Origin of the sequence: Shewanella sp. YQ_9 (assembly GCF_043103185.1) — a bacterium.
Taxonomy (GTDB): domain Bacteria; phylum Pseudomonadota; class Gammaproteobacteria; order Enterobacterales; family Shewanellaceae; genus Shewanella; species Shewanella algae.
Map to the genome: position 1 here is coordinate 107,092 of NZ_JBICJO010000020.1, position 16,669 is coordinate 123,760.

At 54.9% G+C, this 16,669-nt stretch carries 15 protein-coding genes; 9 read left to right on the forward strand and 6 right to left on the reverse strand.

The window, feature by feature from the left end; genetic code table 11:
• Positions 1 to 112: 112 nt before the first annotated feature.
• On the reverse strand, positions 113 to 976 hold the full coding sequence (locus ACF8D4_RS06035; RefSeq protein WP_392464787.1) for a DJ-1/PfpI family protein: 864 nt from the start codon (positions 974 to 976) through the stop codon (positions 113 to 115).
• Between the two features lie 222 nt (positions 977 to 1,198).
• Between ACF8D4_RS06035 and ACF8D4_RS06040 the strand changes: the two genes are divergently transcribed.
• Positions 1,199 to 2,170: a GlxA family transcriptional regulator gene (locus tag ACF8D4_RS06040; RefSeq protein ID WP_392464789.1), complete on the forward strand. Its 972-nt coding sequence runs from the start codon at positions 1,199 to 1,201 to the stop codon at positions 2,168 to 2,170.
• 101 nt (positions 2,171 to 2,271) lie between these two features.
• Here the strand turns inward: ACF8D4_RS06040 and ACF8D4_RS06045 are convergent, their stop codons facing one another.
• Positions 2,272 to 3,870, reverse strand: coding sequence for an AbgT family transporter (locus ACF8D4_RS06045; protein WP_345842746.1), 1,599 nt, complete (start codon positions 3,868 to 3,870; stop codon positions 2,272 to 2,274).
• A gap of 629 nt (positions 3,871 to 4,499) precedes the next feature.
• Here ACF8D4_RS06045 and ACF8D4_RS06050 point away from each other — a divergent pair.
• From ACF8D4_RS06050 to ACF8D4_RS06065, 4 genes are all read left to right on the forward strand, one after another.
• The gene (locus ACF8D4_RS06050) at positions 4,500 to 5,069 is read left to right on the forward strand and encodes a LemA family protein (protein ID WP_025010793.1); all 570 of its coding nucleotides are present in this window, start codon (positions 4,500 to 4,502) and stop codon (positions 5,067 to 5,069) included.
• 21 nt (positions 5,070 to 5,090) lie between these two features.
• Positions 5,091 to 6,125: a DUF3137 domain-containing protein gene (locus tag ACF8D4_RS06055; protein WP_045283957.1), complete on the forward strand. Its 1,035-nt coding sequence runs from the start codon at positions 5,091 to 5,093 to the stop codon at positions 6,123 to 6,125.
• 218 nt (positions 6,126 to 6,343) lie between these two features.
• On the forward strand, positions 6,344 to 6,991 hold the full coding sequence (locus tag ACF8D4_RS06060) for a lytic transglycosylase domain-containing protein (protein WP_392464816.1): 648 nt from the start codon (positions 6,344 to 6,346) through the stop codon (positions 6,989 to 6,991).
• A 25-nt stretch (positions 6,992 to 7,016) separates the two neighbouring features.
• Positions 7,017 to 7,448, forward strand: a complete 432-nt coding sequence (locus ACF8D4_RS06065) for a hypothetical protein (RefSeq protein WP_144167974.1) — start codon at positions 7,017 to 7,019, stop codon at positions 7,446 to 7,448.
• 149 nt (positions 7,449 to 7,597) lie between these two features.
• Here ACF8D4_RS06065 and ACF8D4_RS06070 read toward each other — a convergent pair whose 3' ends face one another.
• Positions 7,598 to 8,455 (reverse strand): 23S rRNA (adenine(2030)-N(6))-methyltransferase RlmJ, encoded by an 858-nt coding sequence (locus tag ACF8D4_RS06070; protein ID WP_144167975.1) that lies wholly within the window; start codon positions 8,453 to 8,455, stop codon positions 7,598 to 7,600.
• Positions 8,456 to 8,586: 131 nt separating this feature from the next.
• On the opposite strand from ACF8D4_RS06070, the gene ACF8D4_RS06075 reads away from it, so the two are divergent.
• From ACF8D4_RS06075 to ACF8D4_RS06090, 4 genes are all read left to right on the forward strand, one after another.
• On the forward strand, positions 8,587 to 9,345 hold the full coding sequence (locus tag ACF8D4_RS06075; RefSeq protein WP_392464792.1) for a class I SAM-dependent methyltransferase: 759 nt from the start codon (positions 8,587 to 8,589) through the stop codon (positions 9,343 to 9,345).
• A 177-nt stretch (positions 9,346 to 9,522) separates the two neighbouring features.
• Positions 9,523 to 11,268 (forward strand): ankyrin repeat domain-containing protein, encoded by a 1,746-nt coding sequence (locus ACF8D4_RS06080; protein ID WP_335920946.1) that lies wholly within the window; start codon positions 9,523 to 9,525, stop codon positions 11,266 to 11,268.
• Between the two features lie 211 nt (positions 11,269 to 11,479).
• Positions 11,480 to 12,007, forward strand: coding sequence for a DUF2937 family protein (locus ACF8D4_RS06085; RefSeq protein ID WP_243890094.1), 528 nt, complete (start codon positions 11,480 to 11,482; stop codon positions 12,005 to 12,007).
• An 81-nt stretch (positions 12,008 to 12,088) separates the two neighbouring features.
• Positions 12,089 to 12,562 carry a peroxiredoxin gene (locus ACF8D4_RS06090; RefSeq protein ID WP_028780860.1) on the forward strand — a complete coding sequence of 158 codons (474 nt, stop codon included), beginning with the start codon at positions 12,089 to 12,091 and terminating at the stop codon, positions 12,560 to 12,562.
• A 7-nt stretch (positions 12,563 to 12,569) separates the two neighbouring features.
• Here the strand turns inward: ACF8D4_RS06090 and ACF8D4_RS06095 are convergent, their stop codons facing one another.
• From ACF8D4_RS06095 to ompR, 3 genes are all read right to left on the reverse strand, one after another.
• Positions 12,570 to 14,495 carry a methyl-accepting chemotaxis protein gene (locus tag ACF8D4_RS06095; RefSeq protein ID WP_101058675.1) on the reverse strand — a complete coding sequence of 642 codons (1,926 nt, stop codon included), beginning with the start codon at positions 14,493 to 14,495 and terminating at the stop codon, positions 12,570 to 12,572.
• A gap of 90 nt (positions 14,496 to 14,585) precedes the next feature.
• The gene (gene envZ, locus ACF8D4_RS06100) at positions 14,586 to 15,902 is read right to left on the reverse strand and encodes a two-component system sensor histidine kinase EnvZ (RefSeq protein ID WP_044733425.1); all 1,317 of its coding nucleotides are present in this window, start codon (positions 15,900 to 15,902) and stop codon (positions 14,586 to 14,588) included.
• The gene (gene ompR, locus ACF8D4_RS06105) at positions 15,899 to 16,624 is read right to left on the reverse strand and encodes a two-component system response regulator OmpR (protein WP_025010803.1); all 726 of its coding nucleotides are present in this window, start codon (positions 16,622 to 16,624) and stop codon (positions 15,899 to 15,901) included. The genes envZ and ompR overlap by 4 nt, the downstream gene beginning before the upstream one ends.
• Between the last annotated feature and the right edge of the window lie 45 nt (positions 16,625 to 16,669).

Genomic DNA, 16,669 nt, shown 5'->3' on the forward strand with positions numbered 1-16,669 from the left:
CGATAGTGTATGACAATAGAAAAAGTTCAACAATAGCTTATAGTTAGAACAAAAACGGAACCATTTTCGTCCTCATTTACAACGCCTTGAAGCTAAACCTTAAAGGCCTGTCTCAGGGATGCTTGATCCCCAAATTGCTTGCCAGGGCCTGCAGTTGGCTGCGGGAGTTGGAGGCAACCGCTTGCAGATAATCCATATAACCACCGCGCACCGCTTCCAACAAGGCAGGAGAAGCAAGCTTGGGCGAACCACTGTTAAAAGGGGGGTGGGGATCATATTCAAGCACCAGCTGTTTGCCGCGGGCTGTCTGCTCATCTGTCAGCAGCGACAGCAGCAGCAAACCAAAATCGATCCCTGAAGTGACCCCGGCGCCTGTGACTCGATTGCGGTCGTGAACCACTCTATCGACTACAGGCTCGGCGCCAAAGTAACGCAAGTCCTGCAACACGCCCCAATGAGAGGTGGCCTTATACCCCTTGAGCAAACCGGCGGCCCCGAGAATAAATGAGCCGGTACAGACGCTGGTGACCCAGTCGGCCTTGGCGCCGACCCGAGCCACCCAGTCAATCATTTCGGTGCGCTCCAGCTGTTTGTATGGATTACTGGTTCCCGGAACGCAGAGAATGTTTGTCTGCTCAATCTCGGCAAAGGTTGCGGTTGGCATTAACCCCAAACGCTTGTTGGCGCGGCTCTCGGCATAGACCACTTCCTTGTCGTACCAAACAAAGTCCACATCAAACTGTTCACCGGCGAGCACTTCAGCCGGCCCTATGAGATCCAGGGCTGTCATGCCCTCATACAGTACAAAGGCGATATGTGGCTTGCCGCTCGTGCTGGCTTTGGTGCCGGCGGGTAAAGAGTTTGCTGCCGGCCGTTGGCCTGAGGCGCCCGCGGCCAGCACTTGAGGTGCCACGCCGCCCAGAGAGGCTGCGGCCAGCGTTCCCAGGCAGGATAAGGTAAAGTCTCGACGGTTCATAAACGCTCCTTTGAGTCAGAAAGTCCCGTTGAGATTAGTAACCTATTGCAGGCTGCAACAGCCGGTTACCGGCCAATTGCCGCAAGAGTCTGGCCAACTTGAGCAGGCTGTGATCCAGGCAGTCACTTTGGCCACAAGCCGCTGTACAGGGTTTTGAGCTTGAACTAGATTGCCTTGCACACATACGCTATTGGGCCGCCGGAATGGCGCCGGGCAGGAAACATGTCTTCAGCTCTTTCTCAACCTCAGCACAGGATTGCGATTCTGGTACTGAGGGATTTTGTCGCCTTCGATCTCGCCATTCCTTACCAGATGTTTCCTCTGGTTTCCCTGAGCGGCGGCCACAAACCTTACCAGGTAAGCTTTTGCGGCCCGGCGCAATCCATCTGCAGCGGCGCATTGAGCATCTCGGATATCGCCCCGCTTGAGCTGCTGAGTCAAGTGGATACTGTGATAATCCCCGGCATCCGCGACCCCTTGCTGTTCAGCGAGTCCGAAGTTCTTCAGGCGCTGCAGCAAGCCGCGAGGGCCGGAGTGCGACTGGCATCTATCTGCACCGGCGCCTGCGTATTGGCCGCCGCAGGCCTGTTGGATAACCTCAGGGCAACTACCCACTGGCAACTGACGCCCGAACTGGCCAAGCGTTATCCCAATATAGAGGTGGAAGAGGACATGCTGTTTGTCGACAACGGCCAGCTATTGACCTCGGCGGGATTGGCCGCGGGCCAGGATCTGTGTCTGCATATGATAGCCAGTGACTTTGGTGCCCAGGCCGCCGAGACCACGGCCGACTTCTTTGTGATGCCGCTCGAGCGTCAGGGTTGTCAGTCGCAAAGAATTCATCGCCAATGGCTGCCGCAGCAGCAACAGCTGGCCAATTTGCAACTCTGGTTGATGGACAATCTGCACCTGCCTTTGACCTTGGCACAACTGGCAGAAAGAGCCTGTTTAAGCCAGCGTAGCCTGAACCGTAAGTTCCGGGAGCAAACCGGACTGGCGCCTATGGCATGGCTGGGGCAGGCGCGGATCCGCCGGGCGCAATCCTTGCTCGAGTCGAGCCATATGTCGGTGGAACTGATTGCCTCCAGCTGCGGTTTTGCCAGTGCCGCCGGTCTGCGAGACGCCTTCAAACGCGCCCTGGGGGTGAGCCCCAGCAACTGGCGCAAGACTTACTCTGGCTTTAGCCGTCCTTAAGCCGCGGCGCCGAATAAAGCCAAAAGATTAAAAAAGGGGCTAGCGTATATCACCTAAGCCCCTTCCCACTAAAATCCTCAGTCATTCACTGTTACAGACCATCAGCCCGCCGGTGAATAGTAGGTAGCCGCACCTGGGCCAACCGGCAGCCCCAGGCCGAATACCCAGAGGAAGAAGAACAGGGTCCAACCGACGAAAAACACCAGCGTGTATGGCAACATGGTGGCCACAAGAGTACCTATCCCCAGGTCCTTCTTGTAGCGCGCGGCGACCGCCAGGATCAGGCCAAAGTAACTCATCATGGGCGTGATCAGGTTAGTCACTGAGTCACCTATTCGATAGGCCGCCTGAATGGTTTCCGGCGCATAACCCACCAACATCAACATGGGCACAAATATCGGCGCCGTCACTGCCCACTGGGCCGAGGCACTGCCGAGCATCAAGTTAATGAAGCCACACATCATGATAAACAGCAGGAAGACTATCGGCCCGGTCAGCCCCAGGGCGCTGAGAGCATCGGCGCCGGTCACCGCCAACACGGCGCCCAGATTGGTCCACTTGAAGAAGGCCACAAACTGCGAGGCGAAAAACACTAATACGATATACATGCCCATGGTGCTCATGCTGTGGGACATGGCGTTGATCACATCGGTATCTTTTTTCATGGTGCCCACCACCTTGCCGTATACCAGCCCGGGAATGGCAAAGCAGATAAAGATAAACACCACGATTCCCTTGAGAAACGGCGAGCCGGCCACTTCCCCCGTATCGGGGTGACGCAGTGGGCCCCACTCGGGAACCACGGTCAATGCCAAGACTGCGCCGAGCAGCAGCGCCGCCAAACCGGCCATTTTCAACCCCTTTTTCTCCAGTTCGGTGACGGTTTCCATCCGCTGATCTTCCAAATCGACACTGGCTTCAGAGACATCATAGCGACCGAGCTTGGGTTCAACGATTTTCTCTGTCACCAAGGCGCCGAGGAAAGAGATCACAAAGGTGGAGACAAACATGAAGTACCAGTTGACCTCGGGGCCCACAGTGTAGTCAGGGTCTATCATCTGCGCCGCCGCTTCGGTGATCCCGGATAACAGGGGATCCACGGTTCCCAGCAGGAGGTTGGCACTGTAGCCACCGGATACCCCGGCAAAGGCCGCCGCCAACCCCGCCAAGGGATGCCTGCCAAGAGAATGGAAGATCATCGCCGCCATGGGGATCAGCACTACATAACCCAGCTCGGCGGCGGTATTGGAGACGATTCCGGCAAAGACAATAGTCAGGGTAACCAGGCGCTTGGAGGCTCCCATCACCAGCGCCCGCATGCCAGCGGACAAGAGTCCTGAGCGTTCGGCAATCCCTACCCCGAGCAAGGCCACCAATACAGTGCCCAGCGGCGTAAAACCGGTAAAGTTGGTCACCAGGTTGGAGACTATCATCCGCAGCCCTTCGGCATTCATTAGACTGACCACATGGATCAGGCCATCGGCGCTGCGGCCACTGGCGCCTTCGGGACGAGGGTCCACCACTGTGACTTCAAAATAACCGGCAATGCCGGAGATCAGGATGACGGCTGCGCAAAACAACGCAAATAGTGTGATGGGATGTGGCAAAAGGTTGCCAAGGCGCTCCACCACATTGAGGAAGCGGATAAACCAGCCACTCTTGGCGGTTTCGAGCGGTTGCTGAGAATGATTGGACTGCATCTGATTTCCCTGTCTGCCGGCTCGGCTGCCGGTTCTATTTTCATGGCCGTAACATCTACGACAAGCGGCCGGCCATTTTGCCGTGACACTTTTAACTGAAACTTAACCTGGAAGAATGGCGGGAAATTAGAGGCAAAAAAAAGGACCCAGGGCGGGTCCATAAAGGCAAATTCGCTGAACTAATTCGCTTTGCCCCAACGTTGTGTCATTACAATTTACAATACGCTGTCTGAACCTTGCCTGAACATAATAAAAGCTGTTTGTAAATAGTATGATTCCATTTCTTCGTTTTGGCGCACGGTAAACAGTTTTCCCATGGCCTATAGCGGCTTCCAACAGACTTGAGTCAAAAACTGCTGTTTTTTTACCACTCAAAAATAGATAAATATTTCAAATGAATCATTTACATAATATTTCCATGTACTAAAAACGTACAGACCAAACCTTTGATTTACAGGCTTTTGCTTAAATCTATATTTAAAGCCATATAAGTGATGGTTTTCATTGACTTGGCAAGACTCGCCGTCAAAGGGCCAGCATAGGTTCAAAATCACAACAAAGATGCATTTGCGGCCATTTTATGGTTAGCTGGCGCAGTTCAGAAAAAACTGCATGGAACTTTAGCAAATATGGATGGATTTTTGTTGATACTGGCGATCGCCGTGATACTGATTTATCTCTGGTATGTCAGCCTGATAAAAAAACGCAACACGGCTCGTGAAGCCCTCTCCGGCATAGATGTCCAGCTCAAGAAAAGGGCCAATCTGCTACCCAATATTCTCACCATAGCCAAGCGCTTCATGGACCATGAAAAACAGCTGCTGACCGAGATCACCGAATTACGCACTCAACTGACCCAAAGCTACAATCCGGCCGACACAGATGCGGTAAAACAACATCTGGATTTGGCCAACCAGCTCAACAGCCGTGTTGGCCAGTTGATGGTGTCGGTAGAAAACTACCCTGAACTCAAGTCAGACAACACCATGTTGCAGGCGATGCAGACCTATAACGAAGTGGAGGCCCATATTTCTGCGGCGCGGCGTTTCTACAACTCGGCAGTCACTGAACTCAACAATGCGGTGGAAATTTTCCCGGGTTCAATCATAGCTTCCATGGCCAAGGTACAGGCTCTGCCCTTCTATGAGGCGGATGAAAGCGCCAAAAGTCCGGTCAATGCCGGCGACTATTTGAACTGAGACAGAGTAAAAGATTGACCCGTGAATATTATCACCTTCCTGATGGGGGCCAAGATTTCCCCGGTACGCCCGGGAAAAGGCTTACAGGCCCCCAGCGAAGATCTGCCCAAGCTGCAGCAATACTATCGCCAGCATATACAGCCCAAGGCCAGTAAGTATGAAAGACTGAGGATCAAGAGCCTCAAGCAGTGCCGAACCCGGGTAGCCCTGTTTGTACTGACACTTGTGGTGACTCTGCTGCTGGTTTGGCACTATTGGTACGACCTTATGTACTACAGTTCCCTTGGCCCGGAAGCTTCGTTTGCCCTCGCCCTTACCCCGGTTTTGCTGATGTTTTTCTGGTGTAAGAAACCCATCAAGGCGTTTCAAACACAGGTTAAAAAAGATCTGTTCCCGCTGATCTTCCGCTATTTCGGCGACGACTTTACCTTTAGTCCCAACGATGGTTTGCCACTGCGACCATTTCGTGATGCCGGCATTTTGCCCAAGCACGACATAGCACATTCCAGTGATTTTATTACCGGTAGCTATAAACAGGTCGAACTGGGGATCAGTGAATTAGTGCTGAAGTCAGAATATCGGGATAGCAAGAATAAGAAGCGTACCAGCGAGGTATTCAAGGGACTGGCCATGACCTTTACCGTGCCACAAAACTTCGGCTGCCATGCGGTATTGATCCGCGACCGCGGCCTGCTGGGGAAACTCTCTTCCAGCTATTCGGGGCTGAAGCAGATGAAGCTGGAAGATCCCGTGTTTGAAAAAGAGTTCGATGTCTTTGCCGACAATCAGATCAATGGCCGGGTGTTGATGAACCCCTTGTTTATGGAGCGTTTGCTGGACTTGAGCAAGAAGTTCGGCCGGGATCTGCGCTGCGCCTTCCACGGCAGGCAGCTGTTGATCCTGTTTCCCAGTAACAAGGATAGATTCGAGACCGCCTCCATCTTTGAGGGAGCCACCTTCGAAAAGGAGTTCAGCCAGATCCACAGTGAAATGCAGCAACTCTTTGCTATCATTGACATATTGAAACTGGAAACACGGGCGGGTTATCAGGCGTGAAGCACACTTCCGGCCAAGGACTCATCTCTTTGCTACTCTGGCTGCTGAGCTCGGTGCTGCCCTTTGCTGCGCTTGCCGGCACCGAGATACCTATGCCTTCGGAAAAGGCCGCCATGGGTGAAGAGCCCTCAGCCGTAGAAAAAAAGCCCTCAGCTATGGATAAAGAGCATTCAGCCGTAGGAAAAAAGCCTTCAGCTATAAGTAAAGAGCCTTCAGTCATGGGTGAAAAAATTTCAGCTTTGACTAAAGAGCCTTCGACCAAACCCCGTATAGTGGCGCGTTACTCCGAACACGGCATCAGTGACAGCAGTCTGCCGAAGCGTAAAGTCTATCAGTACCGCCAGGCCAACGGTGTGATGGCGTTCAGCGACAAGCCCCCCGGCAGCCAGGAATATCAGATCATTCTCTATGATTGTTTCGCCTGCCGACCAGACTCCAAGGTAAACTGGCAGGCAATCCCTCTGTTTGACAGTGACTATGCCACCGAAATCGCCCTCGCCGCCCAAACTTACAATCTGGATCCTGCGCTAATCCGGGCGGTGATCCACGCCGAGTCGGCCTTCAACGCCAAGGCCCTGTCTCGTACCGGCGCTATGGGGCTGATGCAGTTGATGCCGGATACCGCCAAAGAGCTTGGTGTCAGCAACGCCTTTGTGGTATCACAGAACATTGATGCCGGTAGCCGCTATCTGGCGCAGATGCTGGCCCGTTTCGATGGCGACATGACCCGGGCGCTGGCGGCCTACAATGCCGGCCCTACCACAGTGACCCAATATCGCGGCGTGCCACCCTACCCGGAAACCCGCGCCTATGTGAAACGGGTGAAAATTTTGCTGGAGCGCTACCGCAATTTGAGCCGCGCCTGAGAGGCGCAACAACAAGGAAGTGAAGATGTTTAACCTCAAGTCCCTCGGCTTTTGTGCTTGTCTGCTGATGCCCTTTTCCACCGTAATAGCCTGTGATGACAGCCAACTTGGCCCGGTTCCCGCAACCGCCGAAGCGATAGCGGCAGTAAAGCAAGTCATGCAAAGCCACAAGGGCGAGCTAGACAACAGCATGAACGACGAGGAGATGCTGGATAAGGGCAGCCAACTGACCCGCACCATCTTCTGTGAGGCGGGCTACAGCCTCAAGGCCACTTGGGCCGCCTGGGCTCAGGATCAGTGGAACGAGCAGCCGGCTTACGATGGCCCCAACGGCATGGCGCTGCGCAATATGATGAGTATCAGTGCCTATTTGATAGAGACCAATCCGCAGCAGGCGCTGGCGCTAGGGCTCGTAGATGAGGCGACGCTGGCCGAGCTGAAAGCACTGTCGGAATAATTCACCACAGCCGCTTGTCACCACAGTCGCTTAGACGCCGTAAAGGCCACTGTTAACAGGCCGGGCCGTTAGTACACAACTCGGTATCCGACTTAGTACCCAATTAATACCCAGTGACCCGGCCAACAGTTTTTATGATGGAACCAAGCTTACTCGCCCACTTCCCAGGAGACAGTGACGCTGCCGTCACCCTGATTGAGCCTGGGGTGAAGCCAGGCCAGCAGCTCTTCGGCCTGGGTATCCAACTGCCAGGGCGGGTTGATGACCCACAGACCCGCCGCCGTCATACCGAATTCATCCGAGTCAGGCTTGATACTCTGCTCTATCCGTAACTGGCGCCGAATGCCGCTGTCTTTCAGCTTCGTCAGCATGGCTTCAGTCTGGGCCCGATTGACGACCGGATACCAGAGCAGATACACCCCGGTGGCAAACTTGCGATGAGCTTTTATCAGGGTATCGGCCACATCCTGATAGTCACTCTTGAGCTCATAGCTGGGATCCACCAGCACCAGTGCCCGACGCTCCAGTGGCGGCACCGCGGCCAACAGGCCCTGCAGACCGTCGCCGTGAACCAGCTTCACCTGACGGGCACCTTCAAAATACTCCTGCAGCAGTTCGACATCGGTATTATGCAGCTCGTGCAGCAGCATTCTGTCCTGCTCTCTAAGGTGCATATCCACTATCGCCGGAGATCCGGGATACCAGGCCAGCTCATCTGTGGCCTGCTCCTCGTTGCCTTCATTGAAATGGCGTACCGCCTCCAGATAGGCTGTCATCGCCTGCGGCACACTCGTTTCCTGCCAGAGCTTGCCTATACCTTCCAGATATTCCCCTGTCTTTTGGGCGAAATCATCTTCCAGTGCATAGCCACCGGCACCGGCATGGGTATCGATATAAACCAAAGGTTTATCTTTCTTCTGCAACAAGCTCAGCGCCTGCAACAAGATGGAATGTTTGAGCACATCGGCATAGTTGCCGGCATGAAAACCGTGACGGTAGCTGAGCATGAGTTCCCCAATGACTGACGGGTAAATGACCGCGGCATTATAGCTGCTCTGCCTGCGAGTTGCAGCCGAACGTATTCAGTCAGGTTGGCATTTGGCATAATGGCGCCAATTCAGCCAAGGACTCAAACACAGTGAAGCAACCAAGCCATAGCATTTATTTTGATACCCGGGAGCCACGCCTGTGCGCTATTGCCGAGCGCTGGGGCCTGAAGCATTCAGAAGACTCTGTGTTTGCCTTGGGGTTTGAGCAGGAGATGCTGACCCTGTTCAAACGTGACGAACCCAAGCTTGGCGGTATCTGTGTCGATTTTGTCAGCGGTGCCGTGGCCCACAGACGTAAGTTCGGCGGCGGCCGTGGCCAGGCCATAGCCAAGGCGGTCGGTCTCAAGCAAGGCGCCTGCCCCTCAGTGGTAGATGCCACGGCCGGTCTTGGCCGTGACGCCTTTGTGCTGGCAAGCCTTGGCTGCCAAATGACTCTGATTGAACGTAACCCCTTGGTGGCGGCGCTGCTGGAAGACGGTCTCAGCCGCGGTTATCAGGACAGCGAAATCGGCCCCTGGATGCAGCAAAGAATGACGCTGCTGCACGACTCCAGTCTGGAGGCGTTGAGCCAGATAAGTCCGCAACCGGATGTGATCTATCTGGACCCCATGTATCCCCACAGAGACAAGTCGGCATTGGTAAAAAAAGAGATGCGGGTATTTCAGACCCTGGTCGGCGCCGATACCGATGCCGACGGCTTGCTGGCCCCGGCGCTGGCACTGGCGAGCAAGCGGGTAGTGGTCAAACGGCCGGACTACGCCGAAAACCTGGCCGGGGTTAAACCCAGCACTGTTATCGCCACCAAGAAAAACCGCTTCGATGTCTATGTCAAAGCGGCGATGAACTGAGTCGACAAGGAACATAGAGCCGCGCCATTTTGTGGCTCGCCGCATATTTTGCTCCGCACTTTTGGGCAAGACTTATCGGATCAGCCCCATAAACAGAGTTCAGGAAATATCACAATGCAGTTCAGGATGATGTTTGTATGTGTTTTGATGGGAATCTTTCTCTTTGGCAAACCAGCTATGGCCGCAAGCGCTAAGCCCGAGACAGCAGCAGCCACAACTGCGGCGCACAAGCTGAACAGTTTGGATGAGGAGGGTCTGTCGCCACTGATGCGAGCTGTATTGGATGGCCAACTGGACTCGGTAAAGCAGCTGATTGCTCAGGGCGCTGACATCAACCTTGAGAACCCTGCCGGCTGGAATGCGCTGTTGATGTCACCCACTCCTGAGATGGCAAAGCTGCTGATTGAGCAAGGCGCCGATATTCACGCCAGCAGTCAAAATGGTTTCAACTCTCTGCTGGTTGCCGCCAAGTTGGGGGACCTGGCCCTTATCTCTTTTCTGCTTGAGAAAAATATCGATATTAACGCCTCAAACCAATATGGCTGGACGGCTCTGATGGTGGCCGTCGAGTTTGGCCATCAGCAGGCGATCTCTTTGCTGCTGGAGAACGGCGCCAACCTCAAACAAAAGAATAACGGTGGCTGGGGGTTACCGGAGATAGCGGCCCACAATAATCATCTGGATATCTTCAAGTCATTATTGAATAAAACCGGCCAGGTGCTCTCCAGGGAATATGCCGAAGAGATTTCCATCATTGCGCTCAAAAACGGTGCCACAGAGATTTTGGATTACCTGGTAAAACAACAAAGAGTCACCCTTGGCAACAAGGAGCTGATGCTCAAGACGGCCGTATCGGCCGGCAGCCTGGCTTCGGTTAAGTACCTGGTATCCAAGGGCGCCGACATCAATGCCCTACTGGTAATAAATGCCGAGCGCAGCAGTACACCGCTGATGATATCTGCGAATCGGGGCGACCTGGATATAGTGAAGTATCTATTGGATAAGGGGGCGAAACTCGAGACCCAGGACACAGACGGAGTGACCGCTCTCGCTTACTCCGTGCGTGATGACAACCTAGAGGTTGTGCGCTATTTGGTGGCCAAGGGCGCCAATTTAAATGTCAAGGGAAGCTATAAAGAAACCCTGATGCATCAACTCGTGGGCACAGATGATGCCAAAGTCTTTAATTATCTGGTGGAGAGTGGTGCCGACATTAATCAAACCAACGACTCTGGCAACAGCCCCTTGTATTACGCAGCTTGGTTTGGCCAGCTGGATTATGTCACTACTCTGGTTCGCCACGGCGCCAATATCACCAAACAAGATATTGAGAGAGCCGTTATGAGTAGCCAACTGGAAATAACCAGACAATTACTCGACAACGCGCCGCCAGGCCTTCTCACGGCTGAAACCTTGGTTGAGTTATTGTACTCGGCTGCAGGGAAAGAGAGCGTAGAGATGGTCAAACTCCTGGTTGAAAGAGGCGCCGATATTAACGGGCATTCAGGGCGTCGCCAGGAAACCGCTTTAATGGCGGCATCAATGTACCGACACCTGGACACGGTCAAATACCTTATCGGCATCAATGTCGATGTGAATGCCAGAGATAGTGACGGCCGCCCGGCGTTGATGTACGCCGCCAATCCGATTCAAGGAGCAGGTGAAAAAAGCAATCTTGAGGTGGTAAAGGCCTTGGTTGAGTCAAAGGCTGACTTGACCCTAGTCAGCCACTCGGGGGAAACCATGCTGGAGCAGATGGTGAGAACCAGTGATATCCAGGACTTTAACTATGTTTTGAGCAAGCTCGGCGCTGACATACTTCCGCAGGGCCATAAGGCACTTAAGCGTGCTATCAGCTACCAAAAGCAGGAATTTATTGATTCCCTGTCCCAATATGGGATCAAGCCTCCGGCGGAACAGTAACCCGCATCATTGCGCTTGAGGAGGCTCTGCTATGCCAAGCCTGTGTTCAGCGGCAGGCACTTGTCAAAAACACCCGCTTGAGTCAGCATCCATTTTGGTTGCAGCCCTGTGTGCTATGGGCGACACAGATAGAGCGGCAACAAAGCCAGAACCGGTCAGTTAAGATACAGGGCGGCTGCGGCAATCTGGTTTGGCCGGAACTCAGGGAGGCATGATGCTTAGAACCATACGCGACTATCTCAGACTGCTGCTGTTCTTTGTAGGGGTGCTGTCGGGGATTCAGCTCCCTGGCTTTGTCGATCAATATGGCAAGAGCCTGCAGGCCCACCTGAGCGAGATCCAAACCCAATTGGCCGGGTTTCAGCGCGATGCCGACCGTTTCTTCGGGGGCGATCTGGATAAGCTTATCGCCCACTATGTGACCAACAAAGATCCGGTATTTACCTCCGGCGGCGACAAGCTCAACGCCATGGTAGAACGCCGCTCCGAGTTGCAGCAGGCCTTGGCCGATTTCCGCGAGAGTCTCTACAGCCCCTACCTGCAACTGGCGTTTGCGCCACAGGCGGATATCCGCCGCGAAGTCTGGGACAACTACAGCCACAATATTCTGCTCAAGGGCGATGCCATTGCCATTGGCCTACTCAGTGGCTTGCTGCTCGCAGCCTCGGCCGAACTGCTGCTCAGCTTATGCTGGCTGGCGTTGCGGACGCTGTTTCGGCACCGGCCGGCTGCCGCCTGATTGCCCCTGTAGAATGTCTGTGTTTGTCCATTCCATTAACGGCTATGATGGTTTGTAATTCCCACTGAAAGGACAAATACCATGATTGCACAAGGTCAAGCTCTGCCGGATGCCACTCTGAGCCAACTCGGTAAAGAGGGCATGATCAACCACAAGGTTAAGGAACTGTTTGCCGGCAAGAAGGCCGTGCTATTTGCTGTTCCCGGTGCCTTTACCCCCACCTGCTCCGAGGCTCACCTGCCGGGTTATGTGGTGCTGGCCGATGAACTCAAGGCCAAGGGCGTCGATATCATTGCCTGTGTGTCGGTCAACGATGCCTTTGTGATGAAAGCCTGGGGTGAAGCCCAAAACGCCGGTGAGATCATGATGTTGGCCGATGGTGATGGTGCCTTCACCAAGGCGCTGGGGCTGGAAATGGACACTGGCGCCTTCGGAGGCTTACGCTCGCAGCGCTATGCCATGGTGATAGACGATGGCGTGGTTTCTTTGTTGAATGTGGAAGCGCCCAAGACTTTCGAAGTCAGCAAGGCCGAAACCATACTGGCGAGCCTCTAATAGCGACTCAGGCGGCTTTAATGCCGAGATTCTGTTCTATCTCGGCGACACCTGCAGCCACCTGAGAGGCGATTGCCTGCCCCTGCTCTGAGGCGGTGATCGCCTGGCTGCGCAGCTGTTCCATGGCGCTGGAGAAGGATTGCAGATGCGCCAGCTGTGACTGGGCATACTCAGTACCCTGCTGAGTCCCACTCGCCATGGCAAAAGCCTGCTGTCTCACCTCCTGCGCCAGCTGTTTCAGGCTCTCGGCTCTCTGTCTCTGCCTGTCGGTCGCCTCGGCTATGCCATCCATACTCTGCCCCAGACTCTTGTTGGCATTGGTAAGCCGATTGAGAATGGCACCTATCTCATCGAGCGAGCTCTGGGTGCGACTGGAAAGGCTGCGCACCTCATCGGCCACCACGGCAAAGCCTCGGCCCTGCTCACCGGCACGGGCGGCTTCTATGGCGGCATTGAGCGCCAACAGATTGGTCTGCCCGGCGATATTGCCTATCACGTCGATAATTCCCGCCACAGCCGCCACTGAATCATCCAGACTGGCAAGCGCTTGATGACACTCGGCAACGGCGGTGCGGGTTGAATCTGTGGCTTCCAGCATCTGCTGCGCTTCGAGTTCACTCTGGTGCATCTGTTCGGCGGTATTGCCGGCACGGGAGGCCAGCGCAGCTGAGCTATCACTCACCAGTCCGGCCAATTCACTGAGCTCCAGCGTTTGCTGCCGAGCCTGATCCACCACTTGTTGGGTCTCACGGGTACTGCCGGCCATTTCACTGATTTTTTGCACCAGGGCCGATAGGCTTTGGGAGATACGTGCCAATTGTTGCCGCTGCTGTTCATCCTCGGACTCGAAACGATTCAGCAGAGCATTGAAGTGGGCGGCTATCTGGCCGGTTTCACAGCGACGACTGATATTGAGGCGCTCGCGGGTATTGGACTCACTCAGCTGACTGAAGGCGGTGTTGAGCAGCTGCAACGGCTTCACCACCCTGAGCTGCTGCAAAATCAAATAAGCCACGGCAAATAAGGCCAGCACCCCCAAAGCCAGATAGAGCCAAAGCTGCAGCTCGTGTTTGAGCTTGTCGGTACGCCGTTGCTGCTCAGCGGCCATGGTCAGCAAGTTCTGCTGCAACTTGTGCATATCGGCGCGCAGCGCATCCTGCATCTGACGGTTATCCAACAGTTGCTGCTCGGTATTGGTCACTTCCTTGGCATAGCGACTGCTGAGACTCAGAAGCTCGGCGCGGTAGCTCTCGCCTATCTCCTCGCGCTCGGGTTCATCGTCACCCAGGGCAAATTCATCGGCCTCTACTGTGCGATAGAGACCAAGCAGTGGCAAGGCGCTGAGTCTGTCATGCCAGTCGGCCAACTGGGTTATGGTACTGTCGAGGTAAGGCTTGAGTCTTTGCTCCCGTCCGAGCAAGTAATCCTGGGTCAGCTGTGACAACTGGTAAACCAGCGGCGGAAGCTCCCGACTAAGCTGCAGATATTCATGCGCCACTTGTGGCGCCGTTGCCAGCCCTTGATCGCCGTAATCCGCCAGGCGCTTGTTGTTGTCCAACATTTCGGTTTCTGCATGGGCCAACAGCTGCCTGGGATTTCCGGCCAACTTGCCGGCGGCGCGATATTTACCATCCAGAGCCGTCACCAATTGCGCCAGCTCCTGTGCCAGCTGTGAATCTACCGGCAGACGGTCATGAATATCATTGAGCTGGGCTCTGGCTTGTTCCAATCGCCCGGCATCGCCACTGGCGAGATACTTATCCAGATTGGCACGGATATCCACCAAAAATTCTTGCTGCAAGCCTTGCAGCGTCTGGCTCTGCAGTTCTGCCTCTTGTCTCTGTTCACTGCTCCAGAGCACCAGTGAGGCGAGCAAGGCCGCCAACAAGAGCAACAACGCCGAAGCGCCGAGAGAAAGGGTGGAAATCTTCATGGCAAACTGCGCCCAATTGATTGAACTGAGCGCAGTTTATGACTGGAGCATGACAGTTGAATGACAATCGGCCATAAAGCGTATGGCGTGTTAATCTCTCGGCAACCACACCTGAGCGTGCAGCCCACCCTGGGGGCGATTGCTGAGAATGACCTTGCCCTGATGCCTGTCTATGATGCGTTTGATGATCGCCAGTCCCAACCCTGAGCCGACGCTGCCGCGGGCACTGTCACCTTGGGTAAAGGGCTGGAACAGCTTGGGGATCTGGCTCTCGGCAATACCCGGGCCATTGTCTTCCACACTGAAACCTATGCGGTGTTTTTCCACTTGGGAAGCGATACGGATCCAGCCGCGGCCATAGCGGAAGGCGTTTTCCACCAGATTGCCGATCACCCGCTTGATGGCCAGGCTCTGCATCGGCACTTCGGGGCACTCGGCCAGTACCAGCTCTATTTCACCGACTCTGTTGCTCTCGGCCTGGGCCACTTCGCGAATTAAACGGTTGATCTGTTCCGGCTCGCGAATGCTCTCCTGATCCTGGCGGATATAGGCGATAAACTGATTGATGATGGCATCCATGTCTTCAATGTCTTTGACTATGCCCTCCTGCAGGTAGGCATCGTCGTCCACCATCATCTCGGAAGCCAGACGAATTCGGGTCAGGGGAGTTCTAAGGTCGTGGGAGATGCCCGCCATCAGCAGCGCCCTGTCCTGCTCCAGCTGTTTCATACTCTGGGACATACGGTTGAAGGCATTGGTCACTTCGACGAGCTCACTGGAGCCGGTCAGCGGCAGCGGGTCAGGGAAATTGCCTCTGGAAACTGAGATAGCCGCCTTTTGCAGCCGCCGCAGCGGCCGGTTCTGTTGCCGGGCAAACCACCAGCCACCGGCGACACTCAAGGCGCCTATCACCAACAGATAGAGGTTAAGGGGCGACAGGGCATTTTCGTTCCAGCCATTGAGGGGAACCTTGATCCAGATGGAGGGAGCCTGAGGCGGGCGGATCCAGATCTGCAACAGATTGCTCTGGGCTATACGCACTTCGGCCGGGCCACCGAGATATTCCGACATCTGGGCTGAGAGGAAACCATAGTAGGTCGCCCGCTCGATACCGGCTTCCCTGGCCTGCTTCTGGTTGTAGACATGCATGCCATCGTCGCGCACCTTGGCATTGAGGGCATCCACTATGGTGAGGTGTTCACGGCCCACCTCGACCCCATCGACAAACAACAGATTGATCTGGCGGGCGATAAGCTGGTTGATCTGCTGATAACTGGGCTTAATGAAATAAACCGTCACAGTCAAATAGGAGACCAGCTGATTGATCAGCAGCAGACAGCCTATCAGCATTACCGTTTGGCTGAAGGCACTCCTGGGCAACAGGCGTTGCCACCAGCGCAGCTTCATTTACGGGCGGCACCATCTGGCACAAATACGTACCCCAGGCCCCAAACCGTTTGGATATAGCGCGGGTTGGCGGGATCCTTTTCAATCAGCCGCCTAAGCCGGGAAACCTGAACGTCGATGGAGCGCTCCAACGCCGAATAGTCACGGCCACGGGCCAGATTCATCAGCTTGTCGCGGGACAAAGGCTCCCTGGGATGGGTCACCAACACCTTGAGCACGGCAAATTCACCACTGGTGAGGGCGATGGACTCTTCGTTGTGGTACATCTCTCGAGTAGCCAGGTTGAGGCTAAACTCGCCGAAACTGACCATCTCTTCCTGCTGCGAAGGCGCGCCGGGGATCTCCTGCACCTGACGGCGCATTACCGCCTTGATCCGTGCCAGCAATTCTCTGGGGTTGAAGGGTTTTGGCAGATAGTCATCGGCGCCAAGTTCCAAGCCTATGATGCGGTCGACTTCGTCGCCCTTGGCGGTCAGCATCACTATCGGCAGTGGGTTGCCCTGTTGTCGCAGGCGGCGACAGATGGACAGGCCATCTTCTCCCGGCAACATAAGGTCAAGCACCAGCAGGTGAAAGTTCTCCCGCTCCAGCAAGCGATCCATCTGCTCGGCATTGGCGGCGCTGCGTACCTGATAGCCTTGTTCCATCAGATAGCGCTCCAGCAAGGCCCGCAGCCTCATATCATCATCGACAACCAGAATCTTGGAGGTTTCTTGTCCCATGTGCTATTCCTCGAGTGCCAAGCCTGAAACTTGCACAATAGTATC